Below are 21,268 nucleotides of genomic sequence, written 5' to 3' on the forward strand. Positions count from 1 at the left end.
GCCGCTCACCGCCGAGGACGTGCGTAACCAGACATGAACGCCACGAGCGCGAGCACCGCGGTCACGGCACCAGCAACGGGCACCGCCACCGCTCCCGCGTCGACCCCGACCCCGAGGACCTGCGCGCCCACCACCGGGGCGAGCGCGATCCCGACGTACATCGCGGTGGAGTACCACGACAGCGCGATCCCCGCGGTACCGGGGTCGATGCCGACGAGGCGGTGCTGCACGGGCACCACGGCGGCGAACGCGACGACACCCCACACGACGAACGCGGCGCCGACCGCGACGACGGAACGGTCCACGAACGGCAGGACCGCCAGCACCACCGCCTCGGCTGCGAGGGCGACCGCGACCATCGGCCGGCTCCCGACCCGGTCGGTCAGCCGCCCCGACAGGTTCGTCCCGACGATCCCACCCATGCCGTAGAGCAGGAGGAGCACGGCGAGCACGCCGTTCGAGCCGTGCGTCGCCGGCCGGGTCACGACGGCGCTGAAGATGTAGACGACGTTGAACGCCATGGTGAGGAGCACGGTGGCGAGGAGGGTCGCGAGCATCGGCCGGTGTCCGAGGGTGCGGAACCGCTCCCGCATGCCGATCGCCGCTCCGAGCGGGACCCCGCGGACGAACACGGCCACCGTCACCGCGAGCACGAGCCCGAGGCCCGCCAGGACGCCGAGCGGGAGCCGCCACCCGCCGATCCCGGCGAGCGCGGTCCCGGCCGGCGATCCGATCGCGGTGGCGAGGGTGAAGCCGAGACCGGCGATCGCGAGGGCCCGACCGCGCTGGTCCGGCGGCATGATGGCGGGTGCCGCCGCGGTGGCGGCGGGGACGAGCGCGGCACCACCGAGCGCTGCCAGGAACCGGCCGACGTCGAACACCTCGAGCGTCTGCGCGACGGCTGCGACGCTGGTGCCGAGCGCGATGAGCACCAGGCCACCGGCCATGAGGCGGCTGCGGTCGAGTCGTGCGAGGAGGACCGAGATCGCGGGCGAGGCGACGGCCACGACGATCGCGTAGAGCGTGATCGAGTAGCTCACCCGCGACACGGAGGTGTGCAGGCTGGCCGCGATCTCGGGCAGGAGCCCGGCGATCACGAAGGCGTTCGTCCCGACGACGAACAGGCCGGCGGCGAGCACCGCCAGACGTGCGGTCACGGCGCGGGCTGGGTACGATCGTTCGATCACCGTCATACGGTGCAGCGTACGCATTCGTTCGATTGTTGTCGAACTATTTCTGGAGGCCCGTGCCCGACTACCCCGTCCCCGCCATCGACGACGTCGAGCTCGTCGAGGTCATGCGCGCCCTGGCGGATCCGATCCGCCTGCACATCGTGCGGATCCTCGCCGACGGCGAACCCCATGGCAAGACCATGGAGGACTGGGGCGTCGACGTCACGAAGTCGACCATGTCGCACCACTTCCGCACCCTGCGCGAGGCCGGTCTGACCCGCACGATCATCGACGGCCGGACGCACGCCATCCAGCTGCGGCGCGACGAGCTCGACGTGCGGTTCCCCGGACTCATCGCGGCCGTCACGCAGGCATGACGCAGCGGGAGGCGCGGTGCGGGTCGGGCCCGCGCCGCGCCTCCCGGCCGTTCCCCCGGGGCGACGGTCAGGGACGCACCCAGACCGTGGTCTCCCCCGGGAGCACGCCAGCCGCGGTGAGCGGACCGCTCGCGACGACGACCGAGCCGGCGGGCGCGGGCACGGGGTCGGTCCCGAAGTTCATCGCGCACACCCAACCGTCGTGCCGGGCGAAGGCGATCGCGTCCGGCCCCGGAGCGCCGAGCCAGCGGAGATCCTCGCCCTGCTGCAGCGCGTGGCGGGCGCGGAGTGCGGCCCGGTAGAGCTCGAGCGTCGAGTCGGGCGCATCGTCCTGCACGGACACGGCGAGGTCGGCGAACCACGCCGGCTGCGGCAGGTGCGGCGCGGCCGGGCCGAAGCCGAACGCCGGCGTCGACGTGTCCCACGGCAGCGGGACACGGCAGCCGTCACGGCCCTTGCGCGTGTGCGCACTCCGGACCCACACCGGGTCCTGGAGGTCCTCCTCACGCAGGTCCGCGACCTCACGGAGTCCGAGCTCCTCGCCCTGGTACAGGTACGCCGAGCCCGGCAGCGCGAGCAGGAGGAGCGTGGCGGCGCGGGCGCGGCGGAGTCCCCGGGTCTCGTCCGCCGCAGGACGCGTGCCGCCGGACATGAGCCAGTCCTCCTCGTCTGCACCGGCGGGCAGCGCGTAGCGGGAGGCGTGGCGGATGACGTCGTGGTTCGAGAGCACCCACGTGCTCGACGCACCGCTCTCGGCCGCGAGCCGCAGGTTGTCGTCGATGATCCGCGAGAACGTGCCGGCGTCGAAGTCGGCGCGGAGCAGGTCGAAGTTGAACGCCTGCCCGAGCTCGGTCGGCCGCGCGTAGAGGGCGACGCGTGCGCTCGGCACCCAGGCCTCGGCGACCGCGGTGCGGGGCGGGTCGTACTCGTCGAACACCCGCCGCCAGCCGCTGAAGATCTCGTGCACCTCGTCGCGGTCGTACAGCGGGTCGCTGCCGTCGAGCGGGAGGTCGAAGTCCTTCGGGTTCGCGTCGCGGAGCGGCTCGCTGAGGTCCTTCGCCAGCGCGTGTGCGACGTCGACGCGGAACCCGTCCACCCCGCGGTCGGCCCAGAACCGGAGCGTGGTGTGGAAGTCCTCGCGGATCTCCGGGTTCGCCCAGTTGAAGTCGGGCTGCTCGGGCGCGAACAGGTGCAGGTACCACTGGCCCGGTGTGCCATCGGGGTCCGTGGTGCGGGTCCAGGCGCTGCCACCGAAGTTCGACTGCCACGTGGAGGGAGGGATCTGCCCGTCGTCGCCGAGCCCCTCGCGGAACACGTAGCGCTCGCGAGCGGCGGAACCGGGCTCGGCGGCGAGCGCCTCCCGGAACCACGCGTGGTCGTTCGAGCTGTGGTTCGGCACGATGTCGACGATCACCTTGATGCCGGCGTCGTGCGCGGCGGCGACCATGGCGTCGAAGTCGTCGAGCGTGCCGAGCCGCGGGTCGACGTTCCGGTAGTCCGCGACGTCGTATCCACCGTCGGCGAGGGCGGACGGGTAGAACGGGCTGAGCCAGATGGCGTCGACGCCGAGCCGCTGCAGGTACGGCACGCGACTCGTGACACCGGCGATGTCGCCGAGGCCGTCCCCGTTGCTGTCGGCGAAGCTCCGCGGGTACACCTGGTAGACGACGGCCTGGCGCCACCAGTCTGGGTCGGTGCCGTCGATGGCGATGAGCTCGCCGTCGTCGCGTGCGGTGAGGCCCGGGGTGGTGGGTTCGGACATGGCGTTGGCCTCCTGGGATGGTCGTGGTCCCTGCACGAGGGACGTCGACGAACGGCGGACGATCACCCCCAGCATGGCGCTCCCGACGGCGACAGGCCCGCTTCCCGCGTCCCTGACCCGCAGCTGAAGGGGCACGGCACCCGACGTCTAGGGTCGGACCGGTCCTCGTCCGCGGTCCGACCGGTCCGCTCTCCCACCCACGCAGGAGGTTCCATGGCCCACACCGACATCGACGACGCCCTCTGGGACGACTTCCACGCGGCCGTCAACATGACCTCGCGCGAACTCCGCGAGTGGCTCGAGACCGATGCGTCGCAGCCGGACAGCGAGGCCTTCGCCGACCAGGCCGGTGACGAGCGCTCGCGCGCCGTGCTCGAGATCCTCGGCAAGCGCAGGACGGACCTGACCGACGACGACGTCACCGTCATGGAGACCGTGGTCGCCGAGGTGCAGGCCGAGCGCGGCGACGACCGCGAGCCGACGGCCGGCGACGCGGAGTGGCGGCACCGGCTCATGTCCATCGGGCACGACCCGCTCAAGCCCTCGACCTGAGCCGGGAGCACATGCCAGCGGACGCGGCGGCCGCTGAACGGGCAGACTCACAGTCGAACCACGCTCATGCTTCCGACGAAGGAGTCCCGATGACCTACGCCTCCGAGCGCCAGGCCCGTGCCACCCCGCCGACGCTGGTGAACGCCGCGTTCTGGCTGTTCATGCTCGCCGTGCTCGCCCAGATCGTCAGCCTGATCGTCTCGATCTCGACCTTCGGCACGGCGGAGGACGAAGCGAAGCGACGGGTCGCGTCGACGTCGAGCAACCTCTCGGAGTCGACGGTGCACGCCGCGCTCGTCGCCGGACTCGTGATCGCGATCGTCATCGGCGTGCTCTCCATCATCGCGTTCGCCCTGTTCGACGTGTTCATGCGTCGCGGGGCGAACTGGGCGCGCATCGTGCTCCTCATCCTGACGATCCTGTCGCTCTTCACCATCCTCGGGGGCCACGGCATCAACGCGGTCGGTGAGGTCGCCGCCATCGTCGCGACGATCCTCATGTACCTCCGGCCGTCGAGCGCCTACTTCGCCGCGGTCAAGGCGCGGAAGACGGGTGCCCAGCCGCTCGGGTACTGACCCCCGGACCACCACCGCAGGACCACTCCCGGCCGGGAGGCGCCGTGTGCGCCTCCCGGCCGTCGTGCGCTCCCGGCCGTCGTGCGCTCCCGGCCGTCGCGCGCCCCGGCCGTCACGCGCCTCCCGGCCCTCGCGCCCCGAACAGGATCGGTCGGTTTGATCCTTGACAGTTAGATATCGAACTGTCAGAGTTCTGACCATGACCGAACAGGAGCCCGAACTCACGACCAACATGGACCTGCTCCGGTGGGTCGGCTGGGCGCAGCAGCAGGCCGGACTGGACTGGATCCGGCAGCGCGAGCTGAGCCACCAGCAGGGCTTCGCACTCGGGTTCCTCGTGCAGAACCCCGGTGCGATCCAGCGTGACATCGCCGCGATGACACGGACGACCCCGGCCAGCGTCTCGAGTCTCCTGCAGGGGCTCGAACGACGCGGACTCATCGAGCGCCGCACGGAACCCGGGAACGAACGGAGCAAACGCGTGTACGCCACCGAGGCCGGCGCCGCGCTCATCGCCGGGTTCGACGACGCGATGCGGGACGCCGAGGAGACCATCCTCGCGCCCCTCAGCCAGGAGGAACGTCACACCCTCCACGCCCTGCTCACCAAGGTGACCTCCGCACTCCCGCGTCCGACGCGGGAGCAGTAGCCAGTCGCCCGCGCGCCCGTCCGCGGGTCGCACCCCCACCACCGCCGTGCCGGCGTCCGTCGGCGCGCCATCCGTCATGCCCGGAACCGGGCTCCACCCTGCCCTCGAGGAGTCACCATGAGCACCTCAGCCCCCACCACCGTCGACGTGTCCGTCGCCACCCCCGCCATCGTCACCAACCGTTGGTACCTGTCCGCCGCGCCCATCGTGCGGGCGCTCGTCCACCTCTGCATCCCGATGGCCGCCGCACTCATCGTCGGAGCCGTCTACAACGTCGTCAACGCCGGGTTCATCGGTTCGCTCCACGACGCGACGCTGTTGGCCGCCGTCACGTTCGGCTCGCCGATCCTCGGGCTCGTCATGGCCGTCGGCGGTGTGTTCGGGACCGGTGGCAGTGCCCTCATCTCGCGGCTGCTCGGCGCGTCGGAACAGGACCCCGCGGAGGCGGGCGAGATCAAGCACGTCGCCGCGTTCTCCGTGTGGGGTGCGGTGATCGTCGGCGCGGTGCTCGGCGGCGTCGGCCTCGTGGTCCTGCACCCCCTGGTGCTCGCCCTCGGCGCGCACGGTGTGGCCGTCCCCGCGACGAGCGCGTTCGTCGCGGTCATGCTCGCCTTCGTCCCGGTGCTCGCCGCGGCGTTCTGCCTCGAGCAACTCGTGCGCGCCGAGGGCGCCGCACGGCAGGTGATGATCGGCCTCATCGCGTCCACGGTCGGCAACCTGGTGTTCGACGTGCTGTTCATCCTCGTGCTGCGCTGGGGTGTCGCCGGCGCGGCACTGTCGGTCGGGCTGTCGAACCTCGTGACCGTCGTGTACTTCGTCACGTGGCTGACCCGGCACAGCGAGCACGTCAGCCTCGCGCCGCGATGGTTCACGCTCTCCCCCGCGGTCATGCGGCCCGTGTTCGGGATCGGCATCGGCGAGCTGCTGCAGTCGGCGTTCCTCATCGTGACGTCGCTCGTGCTCAACAACCTGGCAGCGGGCTACGGCGACGGCCCCCTCGCCGCGATGGGAGTCGCCGTGCGGATCGCGCAGGTGCCGGAGTTCCTCATCATGGGCGTCACGCTCGGGGTCCTGCCGCTGCTCGCCTACACGTTCGGCAAGGGCGACCGGGCGCGGCTCGCTACGGCGCTCCGCGGCTCGGCGATCACCGTCGGCGGCATCGCCTTCGTGTTCTCCGGGGTCGTCTTCGCCTTCCGGGACCAGGTGTTCTCACTGTTCGTCGCGGACCACGCGCTGCTCGCCGTCGGCGCCACGATCATCACCGCGCAGCTCGTGTCGATGATCTGCAACGGGTTCACCGGCCTCATCACGTCGCTGTTCCAGGCGGCCGGCCGCGCCCTGCCTGCGACGATCATGTCGGTCACCCAGGGGGTGCTGTTCATCCCGATCGTGATCCTGGCGAACCTCTGGTTCGGCCTCGGGGGCATCATCTGGGCGCTCACCGTCAGCGAGGGTCTCGTCCTCGTCGCCGGGATCGTCATGTGGTCCGGGCTCCGCGGTTCGATCGACCGCGGGCTCGCCGAGGGCAGCCCGGAGCGCGCGGAGGCCGTGCTCGAGGAAGCGTGATGCGGCGCGACGAGCGAGCCGGGACGGCCGGGAGGCGCGGTGCGGGTCCGACCCGCACCGCGCCTCCCGGCCGTTCCCCCGGATCAGCTGAGCGCGTCGACCACCGCGCCCCAGCCCGGGGCGAGCTCGGCCGCCCGGACGCAGGAGAGCAGCATGCTCGCCTCGTTCGCCTGTCCGGTCCCGGCGATGTCGAACGCCGTGCCGTGGTCCACGGAGACGCGCACCGCGGGCAGGCCGACCGTGATGTTGACCCCGTCGTCGCCGTAGACCGACTTGAAGGGGGCGTGGCCCTGGTCGTGGTAGCACGCGACGAGCAGGTTCCAGCGGCCCCGGCGCATCGCCGCGGGGAACAGCGCGTCGGCGGGGATCGGTCCGTCGACGGGGATGCCCCGCTCGCGGGCGGCCTCGATCGCCGGGGTGAGGACGTCGGCGTCCTCGTCGCCGAACAGCCGGTTCTCGCCCGCGTGCGGGTTGAGGCCGGCGACGGCGATCCGCTCCTCCGGACGCCCGAGGGCCCGGGCGAGCCCGTGTGCGAGGTTCAGCACCTGGGTCGTCCGCTCGACGGTGACGTCCTCGATCGCACGGCGGAGCGACACGTGCGTGGTGAGATGGAACACGTAGAGGTCCCCGGCCGAGAGCACGAGGCTGTAGTCCTTGACGCCGAACTCGTGGGCGAGCAGCTCGGTGTGGCCGGCGAAGTCGTGGCCGCCCGCGTGCATCGCCGCCTTGTTGAGCGGCGCGGTGACGATCGCGTCGGCGCGGCCGGCCCTGACGAGGGAGCAGGCCTCGACGACGAAGCGGTAGGCGCCGTCGCCGGCGGCCGCGCTGAGCTCGCCGATCGGGACGTCGGCCAGGGACGGTCCGCTCTGCACGAGTTCGACGGTGTCCGGGTCGTTCCGGGCCTCGCGCGGGTCCTCGATGACGACGAGGGCGTCCGGGTCGAACCCGGTGGCGCGCATCCCGCGGCGCATCGCGTCGGCGTCGCCGATCACGACCGGACGCGCGATCTCCCGGAGTTCGGGGTGTGCGAGCAGCGCCTTGGCGGTGATCTCCGGACCGATGCCGGCGACGTCGCCGAGGGTGAGCGCGAGCGTGGGGTTGGTCATGGTTCGTCCTTCGTGATGGTGCGGATGATGGCGTTCAGGGTGTCGGCGTCGCCGAAGCCGCCGGACTTGGTCACGATCGTGGTGCCGTCGGCGCGACCACCGCGGATCCGACCCCAGGGCACGCCCGGCAGCACGGACCCGAGGACCTCGACACCCTCGGCGCCGAGCGCGCTGAGCAGGGCGTCGGTGCCGTCGCCGCCGATGACGACCACGGCGGTGTCGGCATCCCGGTGGACGTGCTCGGCGGCACGGTCGGCGGTGGCCCGCGCGATCGCGACGGCCTGCTCGTGCGTGACCGTCCCGATGTCGAGGTTGGGCGGCGAGACGATCGGCACCCGGCCCTCCAGGGCGTCGATCTGGGCGCGGGACACGGGGTGCACTGAGGTGACGACCACGACGACCCGCGCGGCCCGCGGGCCTGGCGCCTGCCGTGGCGAGCGCCGTGCGCCGATCGCGGCGGCGAGGCCCGACGCGCCGACGGGGACGGCACGGGGCCCGGCGGCCTCGATGACGGCAGCGAGCGCGTCGAGGTCCGCCTGGGTCGCGGCGTCCACGACGACGGCGGGGTGGTGCCCGATCGCGCCCGGGAGGTCCGCGAGGTCCACCAGGGGCGCGTCGAACAGCACCGGCAGGCGGTCCTCGCGGGTCGGGGCGACCGGATCGGCTCCGGCGGCCGTCTGCGCGGCGGGGGTCCCGTGGACGAGCACGCGGCCGTCGGTGACGGTGCGGCCGAGTGCCGGGGCAGCCGGGCAGATGACGGCCGTCGCGGACGGGCCCCACCACGCGAGGGCGGTGCGGACGTGCTCGCCCGGCCAGCCACGGAGCGTGGAGTCGATCTTGACGAACAGGCGGTCGACGGCGTCGCGGTCGAACCGGTCGTCGGTCTCCCAGTCGTGCGTCGGCTTGGCGCGGGACCCGGTCGAGACGGACGCGACGTCGACGTGGACCGGCAGCGTCACCCCGTACTCGACGAGGCCGGTCCCGGCGAAGCCCACGGCGCTGTCGAGCGCGCCGGTGACGTCGTCGGCGAGGATGAGCCACCGTTCCATCGCGTCTCCTCCTCGGTCTGTGTGCTGCACTGCTCGGATCCCGTCTACGCGATCGCGATGGGACGGACCATCGAGCCGGTCGCGCCCGCGATCTTGAGCGGCAGGCAGATGAGCGTGAACTCGGCCACGCCATCACGCGCGAGGTCCTCGAGGAACGCGTTCTCGAGCAGGTGGACGCCGCGCTGCCGCAGAGCGAACTCGTGCACGGGGTGCGGGTTCTGCGGGTCGGCGGATGGGACCTGCTCGACCGTCGAGGTGTCCGAGCCGAGCACGACGCAGCCGAGGTCGTCGATGAGCCAGCGCGCGGCCTCGAGGTCGAGGCCCGCACCGTCGGCGGCCCCGTAGCGGGCGGGATCCGGCCACACCGACATGAGGCCGGTGCGGACGAGCACGCAGGACCGCGGCGGGATCGTCGTCCCCTGGGCCGCGGCGACGGCTTCGAGGTCCGCCCGGGACAGCCCGCGGCCCTGTTCGAGCAGCGGGACGTCGAAGTACCCCGCGGCGTCGAGCAGGACACCGCGCAGCACGATCGGCGGGATGCTCGCGGCGTCGGCCCGGGTGGGACCGAAGTCGCTGCTGTGCTCCGCCGCGTGGAAGCCGCCGAACCACGTGTCGTCGGCGTCCGTGATGTGGCAGAGGGCGTCGAGGTGCGTGCCCGTGTGCATGCCGGTGATCATGAGCTCGGTCAGCATGCTCACGCCTGCGGCGTTCTGCTGCTCGCCGAAGAGGGGGATGTCCTGCGCCCGCTTGATGCCCTGCGGCGTGCGGTACGGGGTGAGGGTGAAGGTCGGGTGTCCATCCCACTGCGGCATGCCCACGAACCGGCCCGCGTCGAGGTCGTAGACGCGGCCCTGTCCGGCGGCCCCGAGGGCGTCGAGGACGTCGGCGGGACCGATGTCCCCGACGCGGCCGATCTCGCGGGGCTCAGGCGCGCGCACGGGGTCCCCCCTTCCCGAGGAGACCGGGCGCCGCGACGGCCGCCGTGGCTCCGGGCTCGAGCACGTCCTCCTGGAAGTCGAGCTTGCGCCCGCGGGTCTCGACACCGGCGATCACCATCGGGATCGGGATGAGGGCGAGCAGGATCACCTGCAGGAGCCAGAACGTGTTCCAGTTGCCGCTCGTGACGAGGTTCGTGCCCCAGAAGGCCGAGGTCCCGTAGCCGAGCGACCACTCCGCGACGACCGCCAGTCCCATCCCGACACCACGGATCCGCGTCGGGAACAGGAGGACGAAGTACGCCGCCGTGACGCTCCAGCCGAGCTGACGGAAGAAGCCCGCGATGAACAGGTACAGCGAGACGGGCACCACGCCCTGCGAGAACGGCGCGAGCCAGATGAGCAGGGTGAATGGCACCGCGATCCAGACGAGCGGCAGCGTCCACTTGGCGGACACCTTGTCCATGAACCAGCCGCCGAACACCGTGGACACGACCAGGGCGATCTCGTAGGCGTACGTGATCGTGGTGCCCGACACCGCGGGGATCGGGTGTCCGGTGATGCCGCCGTGGGCGTACCAGGCCGGGTAGTTGAAGTCCCAGCCGCCCTGGGGAGCACCGATGAGGAAGGCGATGATGAGCGCGATCAGCGTGTAGCCGAGTTGCTTCTTGGCGAACAGCGCACGCAGGCCCTGCTTGAACTCGCCGGGCGCGGCCTCCTGGGCCTCCTTGATCCTCGCCCACTGCGGCGACTCGCGCAGGCCGAGGCGCACGAGGTACGCGATGGCCGCGAACGCGAAGGACGCCAGGTAGGCGACGCGCCACCCGGCGGCCGTCGGGGCGCCGAAGGTCTGCGCGAACACGTTGGCGAGGCCGTAGCCCACGCCGACGCCGGCCTGGGTGCCGGCGAGCATGAGCGACCGCCGCTTGACCGGCGCGAACTCGGACAGCATCGCGAGGCCCATCGCCCACTCACCGCCGGAGAAGAACCCGGCGAGGAAGCGGACCACCATGAGCTGGGGCGCGTCCTGCACGAGACCGGTCAGACCGGTCATGAGGACGGTGCCGATGATGCCGTACATGAACGCGCGCTTCCGGCCGAACAGCCGGTCGCTGAAGTACCCGAGGACGAGGGCGCCGAGGCCCAGACCCACCGCGTACAGGAAGAACGCGTCGCCGACGGTGCCCGTGCTCGTGTGCAACGACTTCGCCATCGGCCCCTGCACGAAGCTGACGATCTGCAGGTCGAGGGTGGTCACCGCCCACCCGAGGAACACCGTGAGCCAGACGAGGAACACGTGGTTGGACGACGACTTCGTTGTGCCGCTCATGGACTACCTCTCGAGGGGGGCGAGGGGGCTCGGCATCCGGGCCGGCTCCTTGATTGCGCGTTGTGCGCAAGAAGCAAGCGTACTGCGCGTTTCGCTCAGCGCAACTCCAGGAGGGCCGGACCGCCGCTCGACGGACCAACGGACCGGCCGCCCTGCCGTGGCGGAGCCGCGCCGCACCTCCAGACCGGCCCGGATCCGGCCGCCCGGTATGCTCCGTGTGCCGTTCTCCGAGGCGGACTCGGCGGACCGGAGGACGGGAGGGCCGCGGAGATGCCCAGAGGCAGGGGCAAGACCGGTGCCGCCCAGCGCCGCGAGCAGATCAAGCAGCTCACCTCGCGCGCCGGACTGGTGGACGTCGAACAGCTCGCCGAGACCTTCGACGTCACCCCGTCGACGATCCGCCGCGACCTCGCACAGCTCACCGCGGACGGCGAACTCGCCCGCACCTACGGCGGCGCCATCGCCACGAGCGCGGCAGGCCAGGAGCCCTCGCTCGGTCAGCGGACCACCATGGCGGTCGCGCAGAAGGAACAGATCGCCCGCCTCGCGTCGACGTTCGTGCAGGAGGGCGAGACGCTCATCCTCGACGCCGGCACCACGACGGGCAGCCTCGCCCGACGCCTGCGCGGACGCTCCGGCCTCACCGTCATCACCAACGGCATGACGACCCTGGCCGAACTCTCCGACGACGAGCACGTGCACGTCATCGGCCTCGGCGGCGACCTCCGGAACATCAGCCAGGGGTTCGTCGGCCCCCTCGCCGAGCTCGCCCTCACCCGGTTGACAGCGGACCGCGCGTTCCTCGGCGCCGACAGCCTCGACGCCCGGCTCGGGATCTGCGAGGCCAGCCCGGTGCAGACCCGGCTCAAGGAACTCATGATGGACCACGCCGAACACGTCTACGTGCTCGCCGACAGCTCGAAGCTCGGTCGCGCCCCGTTCGACGCGTGGGCACCGATCGAACAGCCGTGGACCCTGATCACCGACGCGGGGGCAACCGAGGAGCAGCTGGCGCCGTTCCGGGCGCGCGGCGACGTCACCGTCCTCGTCGCCGGCGGGCGGGGCTGACGCGCGGCGCGTGCACGCAGGTCGGAACGCGGCCCCGACGCGTGGGCCAGCCCGGACCCGACACGCGGCCCGACACGCGGGGTGACACGCGGGGTGACACGCAGAGCGGACACCCCCTTCCGGGGGCCCGCCGAAACCGGATACGGTGATCGAGCTCCACCCGAAGCGCGACACCCGAGGGGACCCGAACCCGTGCGCACAACGACCATCACCGTCATCGCCGCTGCCGTCTGCATCGCCGCAGTCGGCATCACCGTTCCCGCCGCCGCGGCGACCGCATCCGACCACGCGACCACGGCGGCGTCCGCCGCAGCCCGCAGCAGCGCGCCGGCCGCCGGGCGGACACCGTCCGCGACCACGCCCTCGTCTGCGTCGCCGTCCGCCGCGCCGTGGTCCGCGACCGCGACCGCGTCCGCCACCCCGAGCGCTGCCGCGGCGGCGAAGTCGAGTACTGCCGCGACGGCGAAGCCGAGCGCCGCCGCGCCCGCGCGCACCGCCACCGCGAAGGCCCCGGCTCCGACCGCCCTCACGGCGACACCGCTCCCCCTCGCCTCGGCCCGCGCCACGTTCGGCAGTGCCCTCATCCACTGGACGAAGCCCGAGGGCGCCCAGGGCGCGTGGGTCGTCAGCCGCAACGGGACGGACTCACTCGGCATCGGCCCGCAGAGCATCAGCACGACCTCGGCGAACGACACCGCACTCGTGCTCAACCACCTCGTCCGCGGCAGGACCTACACCGTCACCGTGACGGGCGACCTCGGCCAGGGGCGATCCGCCTCGACCACCGTGCGCGTCGGGTCGCATCAGGTCACGCCGCCGCGTGCCCTCGTGGTCACGCGGAACGACGAGAACGCGCGGGTCGGCACGGTGTCCGCCGCGTGGGCGGCACCGCAGGTCTCGGCCGGCGAGAAGGTGCTCGGGTACCAGGTCACCGTGCAGCAACTGGCCACCGGTGCCGCGCCGACCGTCGTCGTGCTCGCGCCGAGCGCGCGCTCCTACACCTCGGGTGAGCTCGACTCCACGTTCACCTACCTGGTGTCCGTGTCCGCGATCACCAGTTCCGGCGTGGGGCCCGCGGCGCAGGGGTCGATCCAGATCGGGGACTCGAACAAGCTGTACCCGTGAGGTACCCGGGCCGTCCTGGACTGAACGGCTGGCGACGACCGGTTTAGGGGTCGTCGACGTCCCGCCGGTGGTCGACGTCGATGAGCGCGGGCTTCGGCGACGGATGGGGTTGTCCTGCGTGGACTTCCAGCGCTCCAGCCACGCAGGACATCGAGCCCGCGGCAGCGGATGCGGACCCGAACTGCGCGGTCAGCCCGCCCAGACCTCCCCGAGCACCCGGAGCACGTTCCCGCCGAGGACCTTCCCGATCTCGTCGTCGGAGTACCCGTGCTCGACGAGCCACGCCGCGATGTTGTGGAAGCTCTCCGTCGGGTTCTCGAGCCCGTCGACGTACTCGACCCGGGGGTGGTCCTCCGTCGTGGCCGCGGTCGCCCCGAGCATGGACGAGAACGTCGTGTGCAGGCCGACGTGGTCGCCGTAGAGCGTGTCGGGCCCGAAGGCCACGTGGTCGATGCCGAGGAGTTCGGCGCAGTACTCGAAGTGGTCCATGACGGACAGGAGGCTGTGGGTCGGGTGGTCGCGCGAGATCGTCGTGTGCGGGGCGGCGGACATGCCGATCACTCCCCCGCCGGCGGCGACGGCCCGGAGCACGTCATCCGACTTGAGCCGCGGGATGTCCCAGAGTGCGCGCGCGCCCGCGTGCGTGATGAAGACCGGGACGTCGGACGCGTCGGCGGCGTCGATGCCGGTCCGGTCGGACGAGTGCGACACGTCGATCGCGAGCCCGAGCTGGTTCATCCGACGCACGGCGGCGCGACCGAAGTCGGTCAAGCCGAAGTCGGTTCGCTCCGAGAGTCCGGCCCCGAGACCGTTCGACTGGGAGTAGGCGAGCCCGATCTGCCGGATCCCGAGTCCGTACAGGATGTCGAGGCGGTCGAGGTCGTTCCCGATCGGGGTGGCGGCCTCCAGACCGAAGACGAGCCCGGTCCTCCCGGCCGCGTGGGCGGCGTGGATGTCGGCGAGCGTGCGGATGACGACGACGTCCGACTGGTGGGCGATGTCCGCCTGCCGCATCCCGAGGTCGGTGACGACGTCCTCCCACTGCCATGGCGTGTTGCCCGTGACGGTGGCGGTGCCGTCCATCATGTTGTCGAACACGACGGTCAGCCCGGACGCGCGCAGGCCCTCGAACGCGGTGAACTGACGGCCCGCGCGGTTGTAGGCGGGTGTGTTCGCCATGTCGGCCGGGAACCGGACCGGGTGGTCGTGCAGGCTGATCGTGATGGTCGCCGCCAGGAGCCGCTCGGCGCGCTCGATGACCGCCGGCGTGTGCCCGCCGTCGTACGGCGGGACGCGGTCGAACTCCGGCGTCAGCGGATCTCGCGGTAGGTGGAGGTCACCGTCGAGGTAGTCGTAGGACTCGTAGCCGGACACGATGCGCGGGCCGCCGTTCCCGATCTCCTCGTGCTGCGGATCAGACGGTGGCCGCGACGGGAACCGCGCGGGCGAGGAAGTCGCGGAGCGTCTGCTGGAACTTCTCGCGCTCCTCGACCTGGGGCGAGTGGCCGGACTTCTCGAAGACGACGAGCTCCGCGTCGGGGATCAGTCGGGCGATCGTCTCGGAGGCGCTGACCGGCGTGACCCAGTCCCCGCGGCCGACCGTCACGAGGGTCGGGACGGCGATGCCCGGCAGGTCCGGCTTGAGGTCGTAGGTCGGGAAGTTGTCGACGAAGCAGGCGTTGTGCGCCTCGTGCCGGTAGATGCCGGCCTCGACCGCCGCCGTTGACTTCTCCTCGTCGTACTCGTAGTCGTACAGCGGGATGAGCTCCGCCCACAGCGACTTGAGTTCCTCGTCGCTGCGCGTCTGGCCACCCCAGTAGCGGTTGAAGTGGTCCCAGTTGATCTCGACGCGGTCCTGGTTCCGCGCGTTCTCGAACGCGAGCTCGAGGTTGCTGCCGTCGGCGGAGGTGTCCCGCAGGATGATCGCCGAGACGTGCTCCGGGTAGCGGACGGCGTACTCGAGGGCGATGAACCCGCCGTACGAACCACCGGCCACGACGATCTGCTCGACGCCCGCCCACTGCCGCAGTCCGTCGACGTCTGCCGCCCACTGCTCGTGCGTGTACGGGCCGACGCCCTCGCTGCGGCCGCACCCGCGCGAGTCGAAGACGATGACCCGGAAGCGGTCGTGGAGCGGGCCGAACGTGGCCTTCGGCTCGGCGAGCGAACCGATCCCCCCGCCGCCGTGGTGCGCGATGAGGACCGGTGCGTCCGGGTCGCCGTTCGTCGGCTCGAGCACCTCGACGTTGAGTCGGGCGCCGTTGATCGTGAGGTCCATCGGGTTCCTTCCGGGATGCCCCTCGCCGATGCGACAGGCGGAGCACAACTCTAGATGTGGTTGAGGGGACGACCGAGCGTTCTGCCGCGGTCGTTCACCCGTACGTTCACTGCGCTGGGCGTCCCAGACGCCGCACGGTATGGCTCGGGAGGCGTCGCGAACCAGCCGAGCAGACCCGTGTCTGCACACACGAAGATATGGACCTCGCCGGTGCACGTGCTGCGCGGAGCGCCGAGGTCGGCAGGAACATACGTGTGACCTGTTCCCCGGGACAGTCTGCGCTGATCGCGGCGTGCCCTGATCAGGGCTTCGTCGCAGGTTATCTCGAGGAGGCCGAGCCGCAACGACTAACGGTAGTATCTCGCCGTGCGCCTGCCCGACCGTCGTCCACCCCGGAAGCAACTCGCCGCGGCTCCCGCGCTGGCTCGCCTCGAGAAGGCGGCCCGAGGCGCGACTTACGTTGGAAGTGTGGAGCACAAGACTGGTCACTCGTGGCTTGGACCCGGGAAGCTTCGATCGGACGCCACGCCTTGTCCCCCGGAGTACCGGGATCGACATCAGTTCACCGCTTGGCTCAAGCAAGCGCTTCTGGATGGTCGCGTGAGTGAATACTGGGAGGACGATTTCCCGCGGTACGTGTGGGTGCTGCACGAGGGACGCCTTTTCGAAGGGCGACTCATGAATCGCGTTCAAGGCCAGTACAAGGGTTACCCAATTGATCGGCGCTCGGCTCCGAAGGGTCTCGAATGAACAGCTTCGAAGTTTGCATCGATTGGCTTGATGCGGCCGGAGTCCGGACTCCAGAACTGGCAGCAACCTGGGCCTCTCTCTCGATGAGGATCGGAAATGAACCCGTTACGCTTGTTCGCGACACCCTGGCTAATTCGTATCGCGATTCAATACATGTATCGGCCTATCCACTGGCGGAATGGATTGCTTACAACTGGTGGTTGCTCACTACCCCCGGGTCAACGGCTCAAGTAGATTTCCTCAACGCGGCACAGCGCCCCTCACTCGATATGCGCGCGGCAGGCGACGGCTTCGCCTGGCCGCCGATTCGACTATTCCCAGAACAGGGCTACTACTTCATTACTAGTCGCCCTGAGGAGAGTGCGGACCAACGAATTATCTACCAACAGCGTTCAAGCTGGGTAACTGATTTTGACGACACCGTAACGGGCTTGTTTGGCTTCGTTGCATCCGTGATCACGCGACTTGAGCAAGAGAACATATTCGACACCCCTCTCCAGCGGGAGTGGAGTCGGGTGGAGAATATGTCGGAGGACGAACTAGAGTTTTGTCGAGTCGCCGCAGCCTTCGGCCTCGATCCCTATTCGGCAGGCCCCCTGGAATCTCAGGGGCTAATTGATGCCGCCGCAAAGGTTGGTAACGTTGACCTTCTCGCGGAAGTGGTGCCCGTCACCCCTCGTGACGGGCTTCAGTACAGTGCTGACTGGCTCGCGGAGTCCCTGCAAGAACTGAATGAGCTCGAAACGTCAGAAACCGGTCGAGTCGTCGAGAAAATCGCTTCGGCCGTCTCAGCTCGGCATCTCCGTCAGCAGGCTAGGTCTTTGGAGCACCCGTGGACCATAGGCTTCAGCCGAGCCCGCGCGGCTCGGGACGTTCTCGGCCTGAAGTCAAGTGATGCGGCACCTGTAGAGACTTACATCTCCACCGCTTACAGCAAACTGCCCTCTCCGATTCACGCTCCCGCTCTCGTTACACCCTCTACGCCCTCTCCACGGGCAGTGGTGGGTCCGTCTCGAGGAGTGAGTAGCACGCGCTTCCTCCAAGCGCGCGTGCTTTCCCGAGCTGTGTACCAAAGCGACGAGCGCGTTCACGTCATGACCGACGGGCCCTTTATCAGCGATCGGATCGAACGAGCATTTGCGGCTGAGTTTCTCGCACCCGCAATTGGCATCAGCACCCTACTCGCGGGCGACTTTTCCGACAGGGCTTGCCAAGGAGTGGCGGATCACTTCGGAGTGGACAGGCGCGTAATCGAGCATCAGATCGACAATCAAATCCGAGCCGACTTCTCATGAAAGGGAGCCGTCGCTGATTCGGTCGTCAGTCGTCGCCTCAACCTCCTGGTGGCGCTTGTCCGCCGTTCCTTCACGGCCTACCGGCATTGTACGAGCTCGATGAACCGCGACAACAACGCCATCCCCGCGATCGACGTCGGCAGCGCCGTCGTCAGACCCGGCGAGTACACGACGAACGCCGCCCACTTCGCCCGCGAGATCGCGACGTTGAGCCGGTTCGGCATGAGCAGGAAGTCGAGCCCCCGCGGGATCTCGGCCGCGGAGGACGCGGCGAGCGACACGATGGCGACCACGGCCTCCCGGCCCTGGAACAGGTCGACCGTGCCGACCTGCGTCCCGCGCAGCCCGGCGGCGTCGAGCGCGGCGCGGATCAGCGCGCCCTGCGCGTTGTAGGGCGCCACGACGATGACGTCCTCGTCGGTCAGTGGCCTGGTCACGCCGCCGTCCGTCCACGGCAGCCCGATGACGGACGACGCGAGCGACACGACCCGCTCCGCTTCTTCGGGCGAGGACGTCGTGTTCCCGATGTGCGCGACCGGCGCGACGTGGAGGCCCGGCTCGAGTCCCCGGAGCGACCGGGACAGGACGGCCTCGGACGCGGTGAGCGACCCGTTGTAGGACAGGCGCGAGACGGGCGCGGTCAGGGCCGGGTGCATCCGCCGGGTGTGCGCCAGGAAGTACCCGAACTCCGGCGGCAGGACGTGCTCGCCGTCGGCCAGCCAGCCGAGGGCGGACTCGTCGACCGGCTCGGGGTGCGAGCCCTGCGACACCTGGGGCAGCTGCTGCGGGTCGCCGAGCAGCAGGAGTCGCGACGCGGCGACGGACGAGGCGATCGTGGGCGCGAGCGAGAACTGCCCCGCCTCGTCGACCACGAGCAGGTCGAGCGACCGCCGTTCGACGGTGTTGGCGTTGGCGAAGGTCCACGCCGTCCCGCCGACCACACCGCCGGGCCGACCGGTCGATCCCGCTGCGGGGCCGGTCAGGAACGCGGCGAGCGCGACGTTGTCCTTGACGGGCGTCCAAGCGGCCGCCTCGAGTCGGTCGGGATCTCCGCCGCGCTGCGGCACCTTGACGACGCGGTCGGCGGGAACACCCGCGGTGACGACGGCGTCGAGGAAGTTCTCGGAGGTCGCGTGCGACTGCCCGACCACTCCGACCCGCCACCCGTGCTCCTGCACGAGCCGTGCGACGACGTGCGAGCCGACGTACGTCTTACCGGTGCCGGGAGGCCCCTGGATCGCCAGGTACGACCGGTCGAGTCCGAGCAGGGTCGCGACGACGGCCGCGACGGTGTCGTCCTCCGTCACGGACAGCGGCACGACGCCTCCGCGCGGCGGCACCCGCCGCAGCAGGTCGAGGGCCGGGTCGGGCAGCATCGACGGGAGCGCATCGAGCACCTCGCGCCCCCACTCGGCGATCGCCTCGGGCTGCGGCTTCGCGGCCGGCGGTGCGGCGGGCGTGAGGGCCACCGGCAGGTCCTCGTGCCCCGTCTGCCCCTGCCCGACCGACTCCTTGAGCAGGATCTCGATGCGGTCGCCGTTCGGCCCGATGTCGAGGACCTCGCCCTTGCTCGAGGCGCCACGCATGCCCGGCCCCGGCGAGGTGATCGAGATCGGCAGGGGTTCGTCGTAGACGAGGTGCGGCTTCGTGCCCTCACGGACCTTGCTGCCGGGTGCGAGCGTGCCGAGCAGGCGGAGTTCGCGCGAGAACGTCCGCTTGCCGGGCAGCTTCGCCCAGTCCTGCACGACCTCGGCCTGCTCCACGATGAACACGTCGCGGGTGTCGGCCCACTCGTCGATGGGGTTCCGGAGCCGGTCGAAGTGCTCCTGCCAGAACGTCTTGCCCTCACGCCGGTGGTAGTCGATGGCGGCCGCGGCGAGCGCGATGGCCTGCTGGTCCGCCGTGCGGTCGAGCGCGTCGACGCCCTCGATCTCGACCATGAGCGCCAGGTACACCGGGTCGGGCTCGCGCACGGCCGGCGGGAGCACGACCTCCAGCTCGTCGGATGCGCCGTCGGACCCGGCCGTGTCGGGTGCGGAGCCGTCGTCGTCGACGCGACCCCGGTCCTCCAGGCCGAGCAGCCAGTCGCGGAGCCGCAGCGTCGATCGGCAGTCGTACTCGTTGTAGTCCGCGACCTGGTCGAGCGCGTGCTGCCCCAGGACCGGGTCCCCGTTCCGGAGCTCCTCGATCGCCTCGACGTACGCGGTGATGCTGTCCGCGGCGTTCGTCACGCCGGCGTCGTCGCGCAGGTCCTCGCCCATGTAGAGCGGCTCGAGCTTCTTGATCGAGTAGCTGCGGCTGCCGACGAGCAGGGCCTTCCGCACGATCGGGTACAGGTCGACCAGGACGTTTTCGCGGAGCAGGTCGTCGACGTCGTCCTCGCCCACACCGTGCCGCGCGGCGAGCGACAGCAGGTGCGTCCGCTCGTACGACGCGTAGTGGTAGACGTGCATGCCCGGGTACTGCGCACGCCGCTCCTTGACGAACGCGAGGAAGTCGACGAGCGCGCGCCGTTCCTCCCGGATCGTGTGCGCCCAGAACGCGGTGAAGCGGGCGTCCGTGTCGACGAGCCCGAACAGGTAGTCGAGGCCCCAGGTGTGGCCGTCCTCGGAGTACAGCGGGTCGCCCTCGAAGTCGAAGAACACGTCGCCCGCGTCCGGCGCCGGGATCGCCGCGAGCGCCTGCGGGTCGACGACCTCGAACCGGGGTGCGGGGTGGACGTCGGAACCGGCGCGCTGTCGGTCGCGTTCCGATCCGGTCTGGAGGCGCGCCTGCGCCCGCAACGTCGCCAGCGTCGCCGCGCTGACACCGGGCACCGGGCCCTCGGCGGTCGCGAGGGCGTCGATGCTCGTCACGCCCGCCGCGATGAGGCGCGCTCGCTGGTCGAGGCGCATGCCGGCGACGAGGACGAGGTCGCGGTGCTCCTCGACCTGCGTGCTGCAGATGCCGCACCGGCCGCACGAGGTGTAGCGGGGGTCGCCCCACGCGAGCGGCTCGGAGGCGGCGATGCGCTCGTCGATGACGCGCCGGAGCTCGTCGCGCTGCGTCCGGTACACCGGTGCGATGTCGGCGAGGTCGTGGCTGCTCACGGTCTCGTCGCCGAGGACCAGGTGCACCTGCGCCCCCACCGGGATGCCGAGCCGCTCGATCTGCTCGGCGTACGCGGCGAGCTGCAGCAGCGCGGTGATCTTGGCGTGCCGGGCGAGCTTGGTGTCGTAGACCTCGTACTCGCCGCGGTCGTTGCGGATGAGGAAGTCCGAGAACCCGATGAAGCCCGGGTCGTGGAACGTCGCCTGGTACAGGACCGCGACGCCGGCGCGCATGGCGTCCGCCGCGGCCTGCGCCGCCTGCTGGTACTGGTCCGGGTCGGGGCGCTCGAACTCGACGACCTGGTCCGCGCCGTGCTCGGCCTTGAGCGTCGCGAGGTACCGGAGCTCGTGCTCGTCACCCAAGCGAGCGGTGCGGTCGAGCATCGCGTCTGCCGCCTCGGCCACCGGTTCGGCGCGCCCCAGCTTGGCGTCGAGACGCCGCAGGAACGCCCACTCGCACGACGCCCAGACGCTGAGGTCGCTCGGGCTCAGCACGACGCGGCCGTCGGTCGTCAGTTGCACGGTTCCTCCCCCGGGTGCGCTCGTTCGTCGCGCAGCACGACGGTAGCGGTCGCGACCGACACGACCGA

The 21,268-nt window shown here is 70.8% G+C and carries 17 protein-coding genes; 8 read left to right on the forward strand and 9 right to left on the reverse strand.

Annotated features, from left to right (window positions below):
• Positions 1-5 precede the first annotated feature (5 nt).
• Complete coding sequence (locus DEI92_RS06000; protein WP_258370087.1) at positions 6-1,157, reverse strand: MFS transporter; 1,152 nt, start codon at positions 1,155-1,157, stop codon at positions 6-8.
• An 89-nt stretch (positions 1,158-1,246) separates the two neighbouring features.
• Here DEI92_RS06000 and DEI92_RS06005 point away from each other — a divergent pair, with 89 nt between their 5' ends.
• Complete coding sequence (locus DEI92_RS06005) at positions 1,247-1,549, forward strand: helix-turn-helix transcriptional regulator (protein ID WP_111012720.1); 303 nt, start codon at positions 1,247-1,249, stop codon at positions 1,547-1,549.
• Positions 1,550-1,616: 67 nt separating this feature from the next.
• Here DEI92_RS06005 and DEI92_RS06010 read toward each other — a convergent pair whose 3' ends face one another.
• Positions 1,617-3,311, reverse strand: coding sequence for a glycoside hydrolase family 13 protein (locus DEI92_RS06010; RefSeq protein ID WP_111012879.1), 1,695 nt, complete (start codon positions 3,309-3,311; stop codon positions 1,617-1,619).
• Positions 3,312-3,524: 213 nt separating this feature from the next.
• On the opposite strand from DEI92_RS06010, the gene DEI92_RS06015 reads away from it, so the two are divergent.
• The 4 genes from DEI92_RS06015 to DEI92_RS06030 all read left to right on the forward strand — a co-directional run bounded on the left by DEI92_RS06015 (position 3,525) and on the right by DEI92_RS06030 (position 6,653).
• Entirely contained in the window at positions 3,525-3,863 is a 339-nt protein-coding gene (locus DEI92_RS06015; protein WP_111008522.1) for a DUF3140 domain-containing protein, read from the forward strand.
• Between the two features lie 89 nt (positions 3,864-3,952).
• Positions 3,953-4,438: a hypothetical protein gene (locus tag DEI92_RS06020; RefSeq protein WP_111012721.1), complete on the forward strand. Its 486-nt coding sequence runs from the start codon at positions 3,953-3,955 to the stop codon at positions 4,436-4,438.
• Between the two features lie 199 nt (positions 4,439-4,637).
• Entirely contained in the window at positions 4,638-5,087 is a 450-nt protein-coding gene (locus DEI92_RS06025; protein ID WP_111012722.1) for a MarR family winged helix-turn-helix transcriptional regulator, read from the forward strand.
• Positions 5,088-5,204: 117 nt separating this feature from the next.
• Positions 5,205-6,653, forward strand: coding sequence for an MATE family efflux transporter (locus DEI92_RS06030; RefSeq protein WP_111012723.1), 1,449 nt, complete (start codon positions 5,205-5,207; stop codon positions 6,651-6,653).
• 83 nt (positions 6,654-6,736) lie between these two features.
• Here DEI92_RS06030 and pdxA read toward each other — a convergent pair whose 3' ends face one another.
• The 4 genes from pdxA to DEI92_RS06050 are packed head-to-tail and all read right to left on the reverse strand — an operon-like array spanning position 6,737 to position 11,073.
• Positions 6,737-7,759 (reverse strand): 4-hydroxythreonine-4-phosphate dehydrogenase PdxA, encoded by a 1,023-nt coding sequence (gene pdxA / locus DEI92_RS06035; protein WP_111012724.1) that lies wholly within the window; start codon positions 7,757-7,759, stop codon positions 6,737-6,739.
• Positions 7,756-8,808: a four-carbon acid sugar kinase family protein gene (locus tag DEI92_RS06040; RefSeq protein ID WP_111012725.1), complete on the reverse strand. Its 1,053-nt coding sequence runs from the start codon at positions 8,806-8,808 to the stop codon at positions 7,756-7,758. The genes pdxA and DEI92_RS06040 overlap by 4 nt, the downstream gene beginning before the upstream one ends.
• Before the next feature lie 44 nt (positions 8,809-8,852).
• Positions 8,853-9,746 carry a cyclase family protein gene (locus DEI92_RS06045; protein WP_111012726.1) on the reverse strand — a complete coding sequence of 298 codons (894 nt, stop codon included), beginning with the start codon at positions 9,744-9,746 and terminating at the stop codon, positions 8,853-8,855.
• Positions 9,733-11,073 (reverse strand): MFS transporter, encoded by a 1,341-nt coding sequence (locus tag DEI92_RS06050; RefSeq protein WP_111012727.1) that lies wholly within the window; start codon positions 11,071-11,073, stop codon positions 9,733-9,735. The genes DEI92_RS06045 and DEI92_RS06050 overlap by 14 nt, the downstream gene beginning before the upstream one ends.
• Before the next feature lie 270 nt (positions 11,074-11,343).
• On the opposite strand from DEI92_RS06050, the gene DEI92_RS06055 reads away from it, so the two are divergent.
• On the forward strand, positions 11,344-12,141 hold the full coding sequence (locus DEI92_RS06055) for a DeoR/GlpR family DNA-binding transcription regulator (protein WP_111012728.1): 798 nt from the start codon (positions 11,344-11,346) through the stop codon (positions 12,139-12,141).
• A 192-nt stretch (positions 12,142-12,333) separates the two neighbouring features.
• On the forward strand, positions 12,334-13,266 hold the full coding sequence (locus tag DEI92_RS06060) for a fibronectin type III domain-containing protein (protein ID WP_111012729.1): 933 nt from the start codon (positions 12,334-12,336) through the stop codon (positions 13,264-13,266).
• A 189-nt stretch (positions 13,267-13,455) separates the two neighbouring features.
• Here DEI92_RS06060 and DEI92_RS06065 read toward each other — a convergent pair whose 3' ends face one another.
• On the reverse strand, positions 13,456-14,640 hold the full coding sequence (locus DEI92_RS06065) for a dipeptidase (RefSeq protein WP_258370088.1): 1,185 nt from the start codon (positions 14,638-14,640) through the stop codon (positions 13,456-13,458).
• A gap of 40 nt (positions 14,641-14,680) precedes the next feature.
• The gene (locus DEI92_RS06070; protein WP_111012731.1) at positions 14,681-15,544 is read right to left on the reverse strand and encodes an alpha/beta fold hydrolase; all 864 of its coding nucleotides are present in this window, start codon (positions 15,542-15,544) and stop codon (positions 14,681-14,683) included.
• A 746-nt stretch (positions 15,545-16,290) separates the two neighbouring features.
• On the opposite strand from DEI92_RS06070, the gene DEI92_RS16290 reads away from it, so the two are divergent.
• Entirely contained in the window at positions 16,291-17,589 is a 1,299-nt protein-coding gene (locus DEI92_RS16290; RefSeq protein ID WP_146249106.1) for an ImmA/IrrE family metallo-endopeptidase, read from the forward strand.
• A 77-nt stretch (positions 17,590-17,666) separates the two neighbouring features.
• Here DEI92_RS16290 and DEI92_RS06080 read toward each other — a convergent pair whose 3' ends face one another.
• Complete coding sequence (locus tag DEI92_RS06080; RefSeq protein WP_220037456.1) at positions 17,667-21,200, reverse strand: bifunctional RecB family nuclease/DEAD/DEAH box helicase; 3,534 nt, start codon at positions 21,198-21,200, stop codon at positions 17,667-17,669.
• Positions 21,201-21,268 lie beyond the last annotated feature (68 nt).

This window comes from Curtobacterium sp. MCBD17_034, assembly GCF_003234515.1.
In the GTDB taxonomy this organism is placed as follows: domain Bacteria; phylum Actinomycetota; class Actinomycetes; order Actinomycetales; family Microbacteriaceae; genus Curtobacterium.